General features: G+C 60.3%; 10 protein-coding genes, 5 pseudogenes and 1 other annotated feature. Of the genes and pseudogenes, 7 read left to right on the plus strand and 8 right to left on the minus strand.

All coding sequences use genetic code 11. From position 1 onward, the window contains the following. Positions 1-130: 130 nt before the first annotated feature. The 4 genes from QFZ94_RS40605 to QFZ94_RS40620 form a co-directional block, all read right to left on the minus strand. Positions 131-1,171, minus strand: coding sequence for an SAM-dependent methyltransferase (locus tag QFZ94_RS40605; RefSeq protein WP_368587726.1), 1,041 nt, complete (start codon positions 1,169-1,171; stop codon positions 131-133). Then, entirely contained in the window at positions 1,164-4,439 is a 3,276-nt protein-coding gene (locus QFZ94_RS40610) for a type 2 lanthipeptide synthetase LanM family protein (RefSeq protein ID WP_429463730.1), read from the minus strand. Before QFZ94_RS40610 ends, QFZ94_RS40605 begins: the two co-directional genes overlap by 8 nt. Positions 4,440-4,453: 14 nt before the next feature. Further along, positions 4,454-4,792 (minus strand): hypothetical protein, encoded by a 339-nt coding sequence (locus QFZ94_RS40615; RefSeq protein WP_410853035.1) that lies wholly within the window; start codon positions 4,790-4,792, stop codon positions 4,454-4,456. Positions 4,793-4,881: 89 nt separating this feature from the next. Continuing rightward, positions 4,882-5,136, minus strand: a complete 255-nt coding sequence (locus QFZ94_RS40620) for a hypothetical protein (protein WP_429463732.1) — start codon at positions 5,134-5,136, stop codon at positions 4,882-4,884. 893 nt (positions 5,137-6,029) lie between these two features. On the opposite strand from QFZ94_RS40620, the gene QFZ94_RS40625 reads away from it, so the two are divergent. Next, entirely contained in the window at positions 6,030-6,665 is a 636-nt protein-coding gene (locus QFZ94_RS40625) for a hypothetical protein (RefSeq protein ID WP_410853037.1), read from the plus strand. A 415-nt stretch (positions 6,666-7,080) separates the two neighbouring features. On the opposite strand, the pseudogene QFZ94_RS40630 reads toward QFZ94_RS40625, so the two are convergent. Together QFZ94_RS40630 and QFZ94_RS40635 are read right to left on the minus strand one after the other, a co-directional pair. Continuing rightward, positions 7,081-7,296, minus strand: a pseudogene (locus QFZ94_RS40630) (IS3 family transposase); the annotation flags it as partial. Between the two features lie 12 nt (positions 7,297-7,308). Next, entirely contained in the window at positions 7,309-8,358 is a 1,050-nt protein-coding gene (locus tag QFZ94_RS40635; RefSeq protein WP_368587999.1) for an IS110 family transposase, read from the minus strand. A gap of 344 nt (positions 8,359-8,702) precedes the next feature. On the opposite strand from QFZ94_RS40635, the gene QFZ94_RS40640 reads away from it, so the two are divergent. Both QFZ94_RS40640 and QFZ94_RS40645 read left to right on the plus strand, forming a co-directional pair. Further along, positions 8,703-10,100, plus strand: a complete 1,398-nt coding sequence (locus QFZ94_RS40640) for an IS30 family transposase (RefSeq protein ID WP_429463734.1) — start codon at positions 8,703-8,705, stop codon at positions 10,098-10,100. Positions 10,101-10,404: 304 nt separating this feature from the next. Continuing rightward, the gene (locus QFZ94_RS40645) at positions 10,405-11,418 is read left to right on the plus strand and encodes an IS110 family transposase (RefSeq protein WP_429463736.1); all 1,014 of its coding nucleotides are present in this window, start codon (positions 10,405-10,407) and stop codon (positions 11,416-11,418) included. Here the strand turns inward: QFZ94_RS40645 and QFZ94_RS40650 are convergent. Next, positions 11,382-12,619 (minus strand): IS3 family transposase gene (locus QFZ94_RS40650; RefSeq protein WP_429458928.1). Its coding sequence is split into 2 segments (ribosomal slippage): positions 11,382-12,316 and positions 12,316-12,619, totalling 1,239 coding nucleotides; the frame shifts between segments, so codons are not numbered across the junction. The two genes, QFZ94_RS40645 and QFZ94_RS40650, sit on opposite strands and share 37 nt — an antisense overlap. Then, positions 12,213-12,329, minus strand: a sequence feature (AL1L pseudoknot). It overlaps the preceding gene by 117 nt. Positions 12,620-12,667: 48 nt before the next feature. Between QFZ94_RS40650 and QFZ94_RS40655 the strand changes: the two are divergent. The 4 pseudogenes from QFZ94_RS40655 to istA all read left to right on the plus strand — a co-directional run. Then, positions 12,668-12,784: pseudogene (locus tag QFZ94_RS40655) on the plus strand (IS110 family transposase); the annotation flags it as partial. A gap of 12 nt (positions 12,785-12,796) precedes the next feature. Next, positions 12,797-13,012 (plus strand): annotated as a pseudogene (locus tag QFZ94_RS40660) (IS3 family transposase); the annotation flags it as partial. Positions 13,013-13,047: 35 nt separating this feature from the next. Beyond that, positions 13,048-13,220 (plus strand): annotated as a pseudogene (locus QFZ94_RS40665) (IS5/IS1182 family transposase); the annotation flags it as partial. A 434-nt stretch (positions 13,221-13,654) separates the two neighbouring features. After that, positions 13,655-14,869: pseudogene (gene istA / locus QFZ94_RS40670) on the plus strand (IS21 family transposase); the annotation flags it as partial. Between the two features lie 59 nt (positions 14,870-14,928). Here the strand turns inward: istA and QFZ94_RS40675 are convergent. Further along, positions 14,929-16,466 (minus strand): IS3 family transposase gene (locus QFZ94_RS40675; RefSeq protein WP_429463739.1). Its coding sequence is split into 2 segments (ribosomal slippage): positions 14,929-16,238 and positions 16,238-16,466, totalling 1,539 coding nucleotides; the frame shifts between segments, so codons are not numbered across the junction. Between the last annotated feature and the right edge of the window lie 5 nt (positions 16,467-16,471).

The raw sequence follows: 16,471 nt of genomic DNA on the forward strand, positions 1-16,471 counted from the left end.
CAGCTCAGGCCCCGACCGTTCCACTTACCGACCTTGTCCGAAATTCCGGCGCCACCTCTCAACGGCAGAGGCACGGACTGCCGTCCAGCACGGCACGGGAGCGCAATGATGCGCCACGACGCTTCCCGGCTCATTGCCGGTCGATCCACTCTGGCATCGCCGGGGTGGCCTTATCAGTCCCCGCTTCGTGCGCGAATGCGATCCTCGCCGTGCTCCGGGCCAGCGCCTGACGTCGCCATGCATCCGCCAGCGTGCGTGACGACGATACGAGATCGTCGTCGAGCCGCTCCTCGATCTGCTTCAGGGCGACGTTGGACGCGATCGGCGCAAGTTGCAGCGGCGAGCCGTCCGCGCCGGTTTCGAGAAACACGATGGAGCGTTCCCACACGTGCATGCGCGACCAGAACGTCGCATCGCGCTCGCCGCATTCCGATGCGGGTACGAACAGCGTGTGCAGCGGCGTCATCATCTGCACCGTTCGATGCAGGTCGGCCAGCTTGAACCAGAATTCGTGCGTCATGTCGGCCGGATGCATCGGAAACCTGACCAGCGCCATTGCCTGACGCGGCCCGAACGACAGCGACAGCGTCTCGGCCAGCGCGTTAAAGCGGTCGGCACGGGATTGCGGCCAACCCACGTGCCACAACGTGTCGAAGTAACCGGGCTGGATGACAACGGTATCGAGCCCGGCGCTCAGCCTGATTCGCCGTGCCACGAGTTCCTGTGCGAGCACGGTCTGTAACCCGCTGGACGGATCGATGCCGAACGTGATGCAAAGATGCTCCAGACTGGAAATGCCCGCGACGATCCGGGTGCGCAGCCCGGCACCGTGTGCGGCCTCCAGCACGAAGCGCGTCACGAGGTCCGTCACCATCGCACTGCCCGGCTCGATCAGGACCACGGCGCCCGACTCGCGCGCCGCGCCCACCACCCGGGACGCCATCGCGCGGTACATGTCGGGCCGATACTGGCCGACCTGATAGTGACCGGTATCGATGTCGACGACGTCCGCGTCGCCGGCGAGATCGGCCAGCCAGCGGGCAACGCCCTCATGACATCCGGCGTGAAACACGACCTCTGCGTGGCGAATCGCCCGACATGCCTCGACGCTCGGATCCTTCGAAAAATCGAGCCCGCCGCCAACGATGGTCACTTCCGCTTCGCTATGCATCTGATGTCTCCTCTTCTCGATCCCAATGGGTGGACGCAATCGGGCGAGACCCGATCCCCCACAGCAGCGCGCATGGAAACTTGCTCGGATACGCGAGGCGGAGCAATTCGTAGCCAATGCCCGCGACACCCTGGAAAAAACCGAGGTTCTCGTTGTCGCTGCCGAACGGCCAGCTAAAGCCTTCCACCGTGCGATCCAGACGAGCAGCGGCGCGTCGGCGCGCCAGCGCGACGAGCGCCGGCCTCCCGAGCGTGACGCCGGCTTCCAATAGCAGATCGAGCCGTCCGAAATTGCCGCAGCACAGGCAGTCGAGCGCGCTCATCGGTTCCGCCACCGTGCGGGCGATTGCCCGCTCCAGGTCTTCGCGCACGGCGCGTGCGGACGCGCCGTGCAGAACCATCCCGAGACGCGCCAGTCCGATCCCGGATGCGCCGTGGCACCATCGGCAGCTCGCGTGTTCGGACTGCGGTCGTTCCTCGGCCTCGAAGCGCAGGTCCGGCCAGTTGCCGGTTGCATCATCGAAGAGCGCGTGCTCGTATGCGACCCATTCCGCAGCGGCGCTAGAGCATTCGCGTCGCGCCGACGCGGCCGCGAGGCGTTGGAGCGCATAAGCGAACCCCGCCGCGCCGTGAGACATCCCCGCGAGTGGACGCGCATGGCCGACGGTATCGTCCGCCGGAGCCGGCCGACAGTGTGCGAGCAGATGCGCACCGCAGGCCATGGCGCGGTCCAATCCGATCGGCCGGCCGGCCTCGTGCAAAGCCAGCAAGCCGAGCATGGCACCCGCCGCCCCGCCGATGACGTCGTATGCGGTATCCGCGCCGATCCACGCGTCACCGATGCATTGCGCGATCTCCTCGGCCCAGTCCAGCAGCATGTCAGAGTCGGCCAAGTGCGCGCCCAGCACGAGCGGATAGATGCAGGACGCCAGGCCTTCGGCTCCGCCGAGAATCCGGTCCCGGTCGGGAAAGCCGGCATGCCGTTCGCGGACGAAACCGTCGCGCAGCGTCGCAAATGCGTTGAGGCCGGTCTGCCTGCAATCGTCGCGTCCGGTCGCGCGAGCAAGGGCCAGCAGGAAGACGGCAATGCCCGCCGTCCCGTCATAGAAGTTCTCGCCTAGCACCTGGATGTGCGGCGCGGCATCGATGGCGGTCGAGGGCAGGCCGATCCATGTCGCACCGCCGTCGCTGACGACGGCCAGCGACAGCAGATGCTCGCCGATGCGGGTAGCACGCTGCACCATTTCCTGAGGACGCCAGGCTCGATCGCTGTCCTCCGGCCACGCGTCGCTGGCGAACGCGGGCGCGATGCCATCGCGCGAGAACGCGAAGCGCAAGAGTCGCCGCTGCTGCTCAAGGTGTGCGTCGTCGAATGCATCGAGCCGTGCCGCCGCGTGCGCCATCGGCGACAGCACGTCGTCTTTCAGGTAGAAGAATTCGACTTCCTCGCCGCCAACCTCATGCAGTGTCGTGCCGTCGCTTCTCATCCGGAACAGCGGCGTATCGAGGCGCAGCATGGCCGTCTGCTCGCAACGCACGCACGTTATTGCGTTCGCGTCGACCGGATGATGGAACCGCATCAGGAACTCCAACTCGAGGCTGGCGCTCAACCCGTCCACCAGCCGCGTCGGCTGCATCGCACGCCGGCTCAACATCTCATAGAAGCGCGTGTCGCGGAGCACGACCCGCACGCTGGTGTCGCGAAACACGGCGAGCGCGTCGCGGACCGTCTCGCGATGGGCCAGAACGAAGCGCCCCATGGCCACGAGCCCGGCATCGATGTCTCCGAGATGGCCCGAAGGATCGGCAATGGATTCCGCGAGCCTCGGCAGATGCCGCACGGCGTCGATTGCAAGCGGCTTGCGGCCGAGCATCATCGCATCGGTATTTGCATGCAGCCAGCCAGTCACCTTGACCTCCTCGGGAGCCGACCAGCTCAGCCCGCCCGCGGTCCATCTCGTACTGCGAAACGTATTCCAGTACGGGAGATAGCCCGATTCGAGCACCGATGCGCTCATGATCCGCACCGCGGCGGAGATAGCCGGATGCCAAGGTCGGTCGTCGCCATCTAGCCTGCCCCCGGGGCGCAGCAGCGTTTCGAGGTCCACCGGTATTGGATGGCTGCCGCATGCAATGACGTTCTCCTGATGGAAATCGCAACTGCCAAGGATCTGGAACAGCGCGAGAAGCGCGCCTGCGCGCAGGTAGAACACGCGTACTTCGTCGAGCGACGCGCACGGCTCGGCGTTGACAAACGACGTCCAGCCATAGCCGTCCCGGCATAGTACGTCCGGCGTCCGGAGTTCGCCCGGTGCGCCGGCTGCCTGGATGCGTTGCAGGAATGTCGCCCACGCACCATCGATGCCCAGATCCCGAGGCTTATAAACCAGCTGCTGCCCGCTGTCGAACCGCACGATCGCGACGCCGCGCCCGTCCCGGTGCCGATCCGACATGCCGAAGTCCAAGCCGGCGACCGCACCGGGCGAGCGACCGCCGAAGAACCGCGCGACAATCACCTGCCGATCATGCTCGAGACGCTGCGCGAGCTCCGTCACATGCTGCTCCCACTGCAGGACGGAGATCGCGAAAAAGCGGGCAAGGACCGGCTTTCGATCGAGCAAGCGAACGAAATGCCCGCTGCGCAGCCACGACAGGAAATCGGTGTAAATTCGGTTCGACGCGGCCGCAGCCTCGTCCGCCGCAAGCTGGCCGTGCGATTGCCGGACCGACCGGAATGCGTCGAACCAGACGTAAAGGCTGTCGGCGAACAGGGCGGACAGGTGTGTGGCTAGCCCAGCGCTCACGTCGTCTCCAACCGGCGCGGCCCAAAGCGAGCCATCCAAATGGCGGGCGATGCGATCCCATATGGCACGGCCCAGCGGACGAAAGAGATCGGCAAACGGGACATTGCCGTTGTCGCGGCCCTCCGATGCCGCGTCGCCCGTACAAACGAGCGCAATCCACGCGGGCAAGCGATTCGCCCAGTCAGGCAGCGCAGCGCGGCCGGCCTGCCTAGTAGGGCCGAGGCGCAGCACCGCCTGGTGCTCGCTCAGCCCGAGCCGTTCGAGATAGGTGTCGAAATGGTGCGCGTGATCCTTCGCGGCCAATCGGCGCCAGGACGCAAAAGCGGTAGCCTCCTTGTCGCCCCCGACGCCACCGGCGTCGGGGGGGCAGGTCAGGCGCTCGCCTAGCCACGCGCTGCGAGCGACCCAATCGCGCAACGTCGATTCCGCGAGTGGAGGAAGAAGCGTGACGACTTGCGCGTCCATCGCGAACCTCTCCGTCAGCCCCGACACCCGCCGCAGGTGTGCTCGCAACTTTCGGTGATGGTCTGCGTCGTGCGGCCGAATCGCATTTTCGACCGCGTGCCGGAGGCAGCGGCGCCGATTGCGTGCAAGTCGCAGGTCTCCAGATCCTCGTCCAACGCCAGCGACGGGTCATTCACGGCCGGTGCGGTGTCCGTCGCTTCGACGAGCATCGCTTCCAGCATTTCCGGATCGATCGCGTGCACTTCCGTCTCGGCGCCGTTCGGCCGTGCACCTCGCAATGATGAATTGCTGCTTGACGTATGGTCATTCATATCAACTCCTTCAAAAATGTCCAACAGGTTTATGACGTTCACGCCCATATCGGCGATACGGACACTTATTTTCCTCCGGTTTCGATTTCTTGAACAATGAAATCGACCAATATCGTTAAGTTATTCCTGTTTCAAGAAAACCTCTCATGAAAGGACAAGCCGATCCGTACTGCACGAAAATTTGTATTCAATGCCTTGTCGTTCGGAGCAAGAACGGCATGTCCATCGACATAGTCGGCCAGTCTGTTCAAAGCGCCCAGAGGAATTCCCGTTCTGGTTACGGGTCGAGATAACGCACTGAGTGGGTCGGAAAAACCTGCCCGCGCTGCTTCGCACGCTTCGCCGCTGAACAGCAAGCGATAGTCATCAATGGAGTTGATCGCCACCGTCGTTGAGATAGTTTCACCGGGTCTTGAGTCGGGCAACATCATCCCCCGGCAATTTATGCTCGATCTCGAGAATTCATTTCGGATGCAATTGTGGGCATATAAATAAAATTGTCCATCGCAGAACACGTCGAAAGCGTCCCGAGCAAACCAACTAGGCAATCGGCCTGGCGAATGTTGTTAAAGGAACACGCATATGGAGTCATGGTGTCAAAGCGCGGCGGCGCGGGTATCCGTAAGACGGGCATGTCCTTTTTCCTGAGCAGCTCGCATGTTTATCAAAAGCGAGTTTCATGCCAACTCACTCGTTTCCGCCCACATTCGCGACCGTCGGTCAGCCAACGCAATTTTTACGTGGAGGCCTACATTTCAAACCCGACAAACCCGCCGTTTATCGTCTTAGTTGCGACGAGGCCAATTTCGGCGCTGTCACGTTAAATTGTTCGCGGCGCAATAGCGGAGAGGACTCAGATCTGTTCAGAAAACGGAACCCGGCACCTCAATGAAAAGATGCCAAGCGGCGAAGCGTGCGGCGAGCTGATTGCGATAGAGTGAGGTGAGCAGTTCTTCGACGCCGGCTTCGCCCGATCGCTTGCGCCGCCGCGTGAGTACTTCGGTCCCGCTTGTGAACATACAATGTCGAGAACCCAACACCTAGGACAATCACCCTCAAAGACTAATGTGTTGTGTCGGCCATTTCTCGTGTTCTCGGGTCAGCTGGCACGTAAGCTGCTTTGGCTAGGCGAACGTACAAACGTTCCACCAACCGGAAACGCAGTACCTTACTCATTTACTTCGTAGAACTTTCACACCTTGATTGAGCAAATCGTTCAGATTTGCCGCCAAGGGCAGGATAAGTTATCCATCAACTCTTGAAATAAGTGAATGCACTCATGTCTTCTTACACCATATCCGTGCTCAATGCCAGCGGCGCTCCCGCGAATGTCGCTATCTACCAGACGTATCCTAATTTAAAAGCAGGATTGCCACTAGTGTGGCTTCTGCAATCGGTCAACAATGGCAATACCAATATCTACAATTGGACAGTCGACTGGGCGCTCAACTGGGGCACCTCCGAGCAACCGCTTGTACCGGGCGTCCAGTGGAGTTCTGGCGGCCCGCTCCAAAGGATGGATCCAACCGCTGCTGGCGGCAACAACGAGATGGGCGTGACTTATGCTGATGAGCAGTTTGAGACTCGTCCTCTGGCATTCAACGACCCGCAGGTGCCCAACGGTAGCATGCTGGTCACGACAGACGCGTCGTTTACAGTTTCACAGTCACAAGCAATGAGCCTTGCCGTGTACATGAATTCTCTGCCAACGTTTGCAATGCAAGGCAAACCAAATGGCAAATTTTTGTTTGACACCCACCCGATTTACTGGATCTGCACAACTGAGGCCAAGCAAGGCGTTGCTGTCTCTGGCAGCTTTGTCAGCAGTCCGACACAATTCGAATTTGCGGGAGGCGCGACTTCGTTGAAATTCAAGCTGACTGATACGTTACAATTCGTCCCGGTCCCGGTATAGCCGGAGGCTGGCAGCCTGCTTTTCGGTGGCTCGGTAAAACCAGTCTGTTTTCAAACAGACTGGTTTTTATTAAGCTCGGCGACAATAAATTGCCAATACGCGCCATCACCGCCAATGGCAAATCAATAAGCGCATATAATATTCATCTATATCAATTCCCTTGAAGCATTCATTTTCTCCCGCGAAGAAGAAGGATCGACATTTTATCGTGACCTATTCCGTGACCGTCGCCAATAGCAGTGGCGCACCGCAGAACGTTGCGATATTTCTGGCGGACACTTTCGGCAAATGTTGCTTTTCTCTGGTCTGGCTACGAAGCAGGATCAATGACAAAGGCAACCACCAATTCAAGTGGGACGATACTGCTTACGGACTTTGAGCTTCCCTCGGTTTTTCGCCTTCCAGAGGTCCGGGGTTATGCAGCCGTATCCTTTGTCCGCTGAGCCGCAAGCCAGTCTTGCATGAACTGAGTTGGCGACGTGAAGCCGAGCGATGAATGACGACGACTGCGGTTATAAAACACTTCGATGTATTCGAACAAGTCCGCAACGGCGTCGCGATGCGTGCGATACCGCGTGCCGTGTACCCGCTCGTTCTTCAAGCTGTTGAAGAAGCTTTCCGTCGGCGCGTTGACGCTCCTATGTCAAGAAGCGCGGGCCGAATCGGCCAAGTCGGCCAGAATGAGCGGGTACAACTCCCTGACGATATAGCGCTTCAGGCAGCGGTGAATTTCCTTGTTCGACATGCCTTCCTTGGTTCGTCGCTCGACGTACGCCCGGGTTCTCGGATCACTGCGCATGCGCACCATGGCGATGGTCCACAGGGCGTTGTTTGCAGCACGGTCGCCTCCGCGGTTCAGGCGATGCCGGACCGTTTTGCCAGAGGATGCTTGCAATGGGCTCGTGCCACAAAGCGCGGCGAGTGCAGCATCGCTTTTCAAGCGTTCCGGATTGTCGCCTGCAACGGCAACAAGCACAGCCGCCGTTTGAGGCCCAACGCCGAATCGTTCTCGAAGCCGTCTGGCATGCTTGAGGGTCAGGCGTTCGAGCATCGCGTCGAGCGTCTTGAGCTCTTCCGCGAGCGCGAGGTAGCGCTTTGCCAGCAAGCGCAACGTGGTTGCCAGAGTCTGCAACATAGGCGTATCACCCAACGAGCGCAGCCGTGCGCAGCTAGCAACGCATTCGGCAGTCTTTGTCTTCAGAAGACGCTCGCGGATGTCCTGCGGCGCGCTCACCAGCAAGGCCCGCAACTGATTGATCGCCTGCGTCTTGGCCTTGACGGCGCTACGACGAGCAACGGAAACAGTTCGCATCGCTTCGGCCGCTCCAGATTGCTCTTTGGGAATCGCCGTTGCTTTTTCGGCGAGGACCGCTCGCGCAGCGTTTTCCGCATCGGTCGGATCGGACTTTCCGCGCGATCGACGCGCAGCCCGATCAGGACGATTGACCTCCAGCACTTCGATCTCGTGATCGCGCAACACACGGGCAAGGCCTGCGCCATAGGTGCCGGTTCCTTCAACGCCAGCGCGGCGCAGATGACCAAGAGAATTTGCCCAGGTCAGCAGCTTGAGATATCCCGCCGTTTCGGCAGTCACCGACAGGGTTCCGAGGAGCTTCCCCGTTTCGCTGATTACTGCACCGACATGCGTATCGAGATGCGTGTCGACGCCAAGAATGACTTCGTGTTGTTCCATGCGTGTTTCCGTCGAAGTGGGCGCATCGCCAACCCCATTCGCTGGACAGGACACTCACGGTGCAGGACAAAGCTCCTATCAGGTCACAAACGCTGGGCCCGGCAACGCTCGGGGAACGACGGAGCCCGATCGACAGGTCAACGCCAAGGCAGCTCGGCCAATCCCAGCACGGGTCAGATCGGTCCGACGTTCGAGGCGTATTTTGGACTGAGTGTCCCAGCAATTGCCTTTGCGACTCATGGCGCAACGCATGCCATAGTCAGCCAGCCTGCACTGAAATTCGTGGCTCGCGTACCGGGCGAATTCAACCGGTCGTCGCAACACCTTCTATCGAGGGGTGTTGCATGGGACGAAGTGTAAAGCAGGTGTATCGGTTGACGGGGCGAGGAGCGATGTACTCGCCGGGCGCGCCATCACTTGGACATGAGATCGAGCGTCGGTTTTGGCACCAGATCGCGACTGGCATTACAAGCGAGAAAGCAGCGGAGGCGGTAGGCGCATCTCAAGCGGTAGGCTCGCGCTGGTTCCGCTATCGTGGCGGCATGCCACTATTCATGTCGAAACCTATTGCGGGTCGATACTTGTCGTTCGCTGAGCGAGAAGAGATAGCATTGCTTTCTGCCCAGGGCCTCGGGGTGCGCGAGATCGCCCGCCGTATCGGACGCAATCCATCAACCGTTTCGCGGGAACTCACGCGCAATGCGGCGACCCGTGGTGGGTGCCTCGAGTATCGTGCTTCGGTCGCGCAGTGGAAGGCGGAACGGTTCGCTAAACGACCAAAGCCAGCGAAGCTGGCGACTAATGCACGGCTGCGTCAATATGTACAGGAGCGCCTGGAGGGCAAAGTACATGACGTTGATGGTCGTGAAATTGCCGGGCCCAGGCAGGCGCCGTTCAAGGGGCGAAATAAACCAAATCGCGGTGACCGAAAGTGGGTCAACGGCTGGTCACCTGAACAGATTGCCAATCGATTGCAGGTAGATTTCCCGGACGATGAGTGTATGCGCATCTCTCACGAAGCCATTTATCAAGCGCTCTATATTCAGGGGCGCGGCGCGCTCAAGCGCGAGCTGGTGGGCTGCCTGCGCACCGGTCGTGCGTTGCGCGTTCCCCGAGCGAGAGCGCGTGCCAAGGCGTGGGCGCACGTAAGCGAGGAGGTGATGATTTCCAGTCGGCCTGCAGAGGCGGAAGATCGTGCTGTGCCGGGCCATTGGGAAGGAGACCTGCTCATTGGCCTGAACCGATCCGCCATTGGGACGCTGGTGGAAAGATCAAGCCGTTTCACGATGCTCGTGCACTTACCCCGGGAGAAAGGCTATGGACTGATTCCGCGCACGAAAAACGGACCCGCGCTGGCCGGCTACGGAGCTGTCACGATGGCCAACGCACTCAAGAAGACCGTGGCGGACCTGCCTGCCCAGTTGTGGCGATCACTAACCTGGGATCGTGGCAAGGAGCTGTCCGATCACGCCCGCTTCACTATCGAGTCCGGCGTGAAGGTATTCTTCGCCGACCCGCACAGCCCATGGCAGCGCGGTACGAACGAAAACACCAATGGCCTTCTACGACAATACTTTCCAAAGGGCACAGACCTGTCCCGGTGGAGTGCTCGAGAGATCCAAGCCGTTGCTAACATATTGAATACCAGGCCCCGGAAAACGCTCGGCTGGAAGACGCCTGCGGAAGCGCTGGACGAGTACCTAAAATCTGTTCAACAATCCAGTGTTGCGACGACCGGTTGAATTCGCCCAGTACGCGAGCCACGAATTTCAGTGCAGGCTGGCTGACTATGGCATGCGTTGCTCCATGAGCCGCAAAGGAAATTGCTGGGACACTCAGTCCAAAATACGCCTCGAACGTCGGACCGATCTGACCCGTGCTGGGATTGGCCGAGCTGCCTTGGCGTTGACCTGTCGATCGGGCTCCGTCGTTCCCCGAGCGTTGCCGGGCCCAGCGTTTGTGACCTGATAGGAGCTTTGTCCTGCACCGTGAGTGTCCTGTCCAGCGAATGGGGTTGGCGATGCGCCCACTTCGACGGAAACACGCATGGAACAACACGAAGTCATTCTTGGCGTCGACACGCATCTCGATACGCATGTCGGTGCAGTAATCAGCGAAACGGGGAAGCTCCTCGGAACCCTGTCGGTGACTGCCGAAACGGCGGGATATCTCAAGCTGCTGACCTGGGCAAATTCTCTTGGTCATCTGCGCCGCGCTGGCGTTGAAGGAACCGGCACCTATGGCGCAGGCCTTGCCCGTGTGTTGCGCGATCACGAGATCGAAGTGCTGGAGGTCAATCGTCCTGATCGGGCTGCGCGTCGATCGCGCGGAAAGTCCGATCCGACCGATGCGGAAAACGCTGCGCGAGCGGTCCTCGCCGAAAAAGCAACGGCGATTCCCAAAGAGCAATCTGGAGCGGCCGAAGCGATGCGAACTGTTTCCGTTGCTCGTCGTAGCGCCGTCAAGGCCAAGACGCAGGCGATCAATCAGTTGCGGGCCTTGCTGGTGAGCGCGCCGCAGGACATCCGCGAGCGTCTTCTGAAGACAAAGACTGCCGAATGCGTTGCTAGCTGCGCACGGCTGCGCTCGTTGGGTGATACGCCTATGTTGCAGACTCTGGCAACCACGTTGCGCTTGCTGGCAAAGCGCTACCTCGCGCTCGCGGAAGAGCTCAAGACGCTCGACGCGATGCTCGAACGCCTGACCCTCAAGCATGCCAGACGGCTTCGAGAACGATTCGGCGTTGGGCCTCAAACGGCGGCTGTGCTTGTTGCCGTTGCAGGCGACAATCCGGAACGCTTGAAAAGCGATGCTGCACTCGCCGCGCTTTGTGGCACGAGCCCATTGCAAGCATCCTCTGGCAAAACGGTCCGGCATCGCCTGAACCGCGGAGGCGACCGTGCTGCAAACAACGCCCTGTGGACCATCGCCATGGTGCGCATGCGCAGTGATCCGAGAACCCGGGCGTACGTCGAGCGACGAACTGAACCGCCCCGGGTTTCCCGGAGACTATTTTGCTTGAGTCATGCCACGGCGGCAGACCCAGCGAGATTTGCATAATAAGCGGCTTCGGCCTGCGCGGGTGGAATGTTGCCGATGGGGCCGAAGAGCCGACGATTGTTGAACCAGTCCACCCATTCGAGCGTCGCCATTTCAACGGCCTGCAGATTGCGCCACGGTCCGAGGCGATGGATGACCTCTGCCTTGTACAAGCCGTTGATCGTTTCAGCCAGTGCGTTATCGTAGGAGTCGCCCACGCTGCCCACCGACGGCTCGATGCCCGCCTCGACCAGCCGATCCGTATAGCGGATCGATACGTATTGCACGCCGCGGTCGCTGTGATGGATCAGCCCGTCCTGCTGCGCCGGCTGTCGTTCGTACAAGGCCTGCTCCAGTGCGTCCAGAACGAAGTCCGTGCGCGCCGAGCTCGACACGCGCCAGCCGACAATGCGTCGGGCGAACACGTCGATGATGAACGCGACATAGACGAAGCCCTGCCAGCTCGATACATAGGTAAAATCTGAAACCCACAGCGCATTGGGCCGTTCGGCCGTGAATTGCCGCTTCACCAGATCCTTCGGGCACGGCGTCGAACCATCGCTCACTGTCGTACGTACCGTCTTGCCCCGCACCACGCCGCGCAGGCCCATCTGCTTCATCAGCCGCTCGACCGTGCAGCGCGCCACGACAATGCCTTCGCGCTTCAATTGCGTCCAGACCTTGTCTGCGCCATAGACCTGGAAGTTTTCTTCCCACGCGCGCCGGATCTCATCCTTGAGCATCCTGTCACGCTGGGCCCGCGGCGGCACCAGGTCAGGATTGGCGCGGCGAGCCACATGGGTGTAGTACGTCGACGGTGCGATTGGCAGCACCCTGCAGATCGGCTCGACCCCGTAGACGTGCCGGTGATCATCGATGAACGTGATCATCACTTCGGTCGGCGGTCGAGCTCCGCCTGTGCGAAATACGCTGACGCCTTGCGCAGGATTTCATTGACCTGCCGAAGCTCACGTACTTCCCGCTCCAGTTCCTTGAGCCGATCCTGCTCCTGCGTACTCGTGCCCGGGCGCAAACCCCGATCCCGCTCCTCCTTGCGCACCCAGCTACGCAGCGTCTCGCCCGAGCAGCCAAACTTCGCCGCAATCGACGCGATCACTTTCCATTGCGATTCCCGGTCGCCTTGATGTTCCAGCACCATTCGCACAGCCCGCTCACGCACTTCCGGCGAGTATCTTGGGGATTTCTTCTTCGTGTTTTCCATAGCTCCATTTTCTCAAGAAGTGGAGTCTCCGGAAAACCCGGGGCGGTTCAAACCAAGGAAGGCATGTCGAACAAGGAAATTCACCGCTGCCTGAAGCGCTATATCGTCAGGGAGTTGTACCCGCTCATTCTGGCCGACTTGGCCGATTCGGCCCGCGCTTCTTGACATAGGAGCGTCAACGTGCCGACGGAGAGCTTCTTCAACAGCCTGAAAAATGAACGGGTTCATGCAGCGCGCTATCGCACGCATCGCGAAGCCGCAGCGGACTTGTTCGAATACATCGAAGTGTTTTACAACCGCAGTCGTCGTCATTCGTCGCTCGGCTTTGTGTCGCCGGCCCAGTTCATGCGAGACTGGCTCGTGGCTCAGCAGGCAACGGATGTAGCTGCATAACCCCGGGCCTCTGGAAGGCGAAAAACAGAGGGAAGGTCAGTCAGCGCAAGCGCAACTGCATTGAGTAGGTCTTGGCTGGAGCAAGACGGCTGCACGATTCGTGCAGGCGATATTGGGGGGACTGCAACGAGTTGACCAGCTTTTCCTGTTGATTCAGGCGGCCTACAACCTGACTCACATGCGCACGCTCGCGGCGAAAGCGGCATAGGCTAGACAGGCGGCGAGGAAATGGCATTGCGTCCACCTGAATAAAAGGCTTCGAGCATTAAATCGACATCAACCAAACCGGCGCAGCGACTCAATGAAACAGAGTGCTCAACGCTGGCGAGGTGCTTTTCAACAGCCTGCTAGACGAGCCCCGGGTTTGCAGACTGACGGACACGTCAGCGTCGGATAGAATCTCTTCCGTGGGGTGCGGACAGAAATCTGGATTTGTTCACTCGGCAATTCCGGTGCGTATTTCGGACGAACGTGACCGGCCGTTTCGGGATGGTGACCGGCGATTTCGGCAACGTGACCGGGCATTTCGGGAACGTGACCGAGCGGACCGGAAGGCAGGATTGGCGTTGCGCATGACATCAACTACGCGGGCTATGCTCGCCGGCTTTTGCCGGAGAGAGCATGCCCGCGCACCGGATGAACATGCGCATGATCAAGGACGTTTTACGACTTAAATTCGACGGTGGTTTCTCGCACGATCGGATCGCCGCGTCACTGGGCATATCCAAGGGCGTGGTCACGAAGTACATAGGACTGGCCGGTGCCGCCGGGCTGGACTGGGCAAGCGCCAGCGATATGGATGAAGGCGACCTCGAGCGGCGGCTCCTCGGCAAGCCCACGGGGCCAGCAGGCTACGCCCAGCCCGACTACGGACGCATCCACCAGGAGCTGCGTCGCAAGGGCATGACGCTGACGTTGCTGTGGGAGGAGTACCAGGCCGAGTTCGCGGACCGGCAGACCTACCGCTATACGCAGTTCTGCGAGCACTACAAGGCGTTCACGAAACGCCTGAAGCGCTCGATGCGTCAGATTCACCGCGCCGGCGAGAAACTGTTTGTCGACTTCGCCGGCCCCACGTTGCCGCTGACGACTGGACGCCGCGCGCACATCTTCGTGGCGGCCATGGGCGCATCGAGTTACACGTTCGCATGCGCGACGCCAGCCGAAACGATGGAGGACTGGCTGAGCGGCATCGCACGTGCGCTGACCTTCTATGGTGGCGTGCCGCAGCTGATCGTGCCGGATAACCCGCGCGCGATGATTGCCGATCCCGACCGCTATGAACCTCGCGCCGGCGACACCGTGCTGGACTTTGCGCGTCACTACGGCACGTCATTCCTTCCTGCACGCGTATATCGTCCGCAGGACAAACCGAAGGTAGAGGTTGCGGTCCAGATCGTCGAACGCTGGATCATGGCGCGCCTGCGTCATCACCGGTTTGAGTCGGTCCACTCGGTCAATGAGGCGATCCGCCCGCTGCTCAAGAACCTGAATGAGAGGCCGTTCCAGAAGCTGCCGGGATGTCGCGCCAGCTCATTCGCCCAGCTGGACGCGCCGGCACTGCAGCCGCTGCCGGCACAGCCCTATGAGCTCGCGCGCTTCAAGACAGTGACGGTTCACATCGACTATCACGTCGAGATCAACAAACACCGCTACAGCGTGCCGCACGCGTTGGTCGGTCTCAAGCTCGATGCGCGCATCACGGCGGGCGCTGTCGAACTGCTGCATCGAGGTCGCCGTGTCGCCAGCCACGCACGCAACGACCGCGCAGGCGGCTACACCACCGTCGTCGAGCACATGCCGGCGGCGCACCGCGCTCATCTGGAATGGACGCCGCAGCGGCTGATTCATTGGGGACATGTTAGCGCCGATGTAAAACTGACCCACCGGGGGTACGGCAGAAATCTTGGACTCGTTCATGCTGCAAGCCCGAGGCTCTCCCGGTATTCGCGGGGACTGAGGGAGCCCAAGGAGATTTTGATCCACTTTTCGTTATACCAGCGGATGTAGGAATCAACTACTGCGATGAATTGTTCAATGGTTATAGCCTGCCAGTCCCGAGGATAGAACAGCTCCGTTTTCAGCCGGCCGAAGAAGCCTTCGCAGGCTGCATTGTCGGGCGAGCACCCTTTGCGGGACATCGAGCGAATTAGCTTCGCGTCGCGCATACGTGAGAGCCACCCCGGCCAGCGATAGTGAGCACCGCGATCAGAGTGGACGACGGGCCGCTCGTCGCTATTGGCTACCGTCTCGATGGCTGCATCCAGCATGGTATTCACAAGCTCGGCATCTGGACGCGTACCTATTGACCAGCTGACGACCAGGCCATCGAAACAGTCGATTACGGGCGACAGATACACCTTACCAGCTGGAATCTGGAACTCGGTGATGTCGGTGAGCCACTTCTCATTCGGGGCTGCCGCCTGGAAATCGCGGTTGATGATGTTTTCAGGCGCAGGGCTGATCTCTCCGAGATAGGAGCCATAGCGACGTCGCCTCGTAGTGGCAACGGCCGGCCGCTCCTGCTTCATCAAACGCCGCACGACTTTTTCTGACAGGAAGACCTGCTGCCTGACGAGAGCCGCCCGCACCCTTCGATAGCCGTAGCAGCGGTGATTTAGCTCGAAGATGTTTATGATGGCACGGCGCACGTCGGCATACTTGTCAGAGACCCGTCGCCGTGCCCGATGATAAAAGTAGGAGCTGCGCGCAAGACCCAGCTCGGCAAGGAGTTCTGGCAGCGCGTAAGTCTGTTTCAGGGCATCAACCAGCAACGTCTTCTCCCGATTGGTCAGGAGCTGCAGGTCGACGCCCAGGTCTTTTTTTAGCAGTTCATTGGCCTTCTTCAGGATATCGTGTTCGAGCTGCAATTGCCGGATGTTACGTCGAAGCGATTCGACTTGCCGCTCCAGGTCTGCCCGTTCAGGGGCCTGCGGCGAATCGTTGTGGCGTTTCATTAATGCCGGAACCTCACGACCGAGTAGCTTATTTTTCCAGTTGTATAACGTCGGCCTGCTCACGCCTATCTTTTGAGCAACCACGCGCGCGCTTTCTTCCCGGGTGCACAGCTCGATGACTGCCGCCTGCTTCAACTCCCGGGGCTGCGGTGCGCCCACGGCTTTCCCCACAACGCACTTCCTGGCTTCGGGGTGCAGCTCGTCGACCCAAGCTGCGAGTGTCTCGCGCCCCGGATATCCCAACGCCCTCAAAGTTCCAGCAAGACAGTACCATGGTTCAGATAGTGCTCGACGGCGGCCTTTTTCTGCTCGGCCGAGTATTTCGGCCTTGAACGCACATAGCGCGCCGGCAGATCATGACATCGTTCGTATTCTCGATGCCAGCTTTTTAGAGCATTCTTTGTCGGGTAGCCTAACTGACGGATGGTAGCTGCGATGCGTTTTCCGAGTTTTATGTAGAGCTCGACCGCTCGAATCCGGTCTTCGTACGAGTACATGGACT

This window comes from Paraburkholderia sp. JPY465, from assembly GCF_050436725.1.
Taxonomy (GTDB): Bacteria; Pseudomonadota; Gammaproteobacteria; order Burkholderiales; family Burkholderiaceae; genus Paraburkholderia; species Paraburkholderia youngii.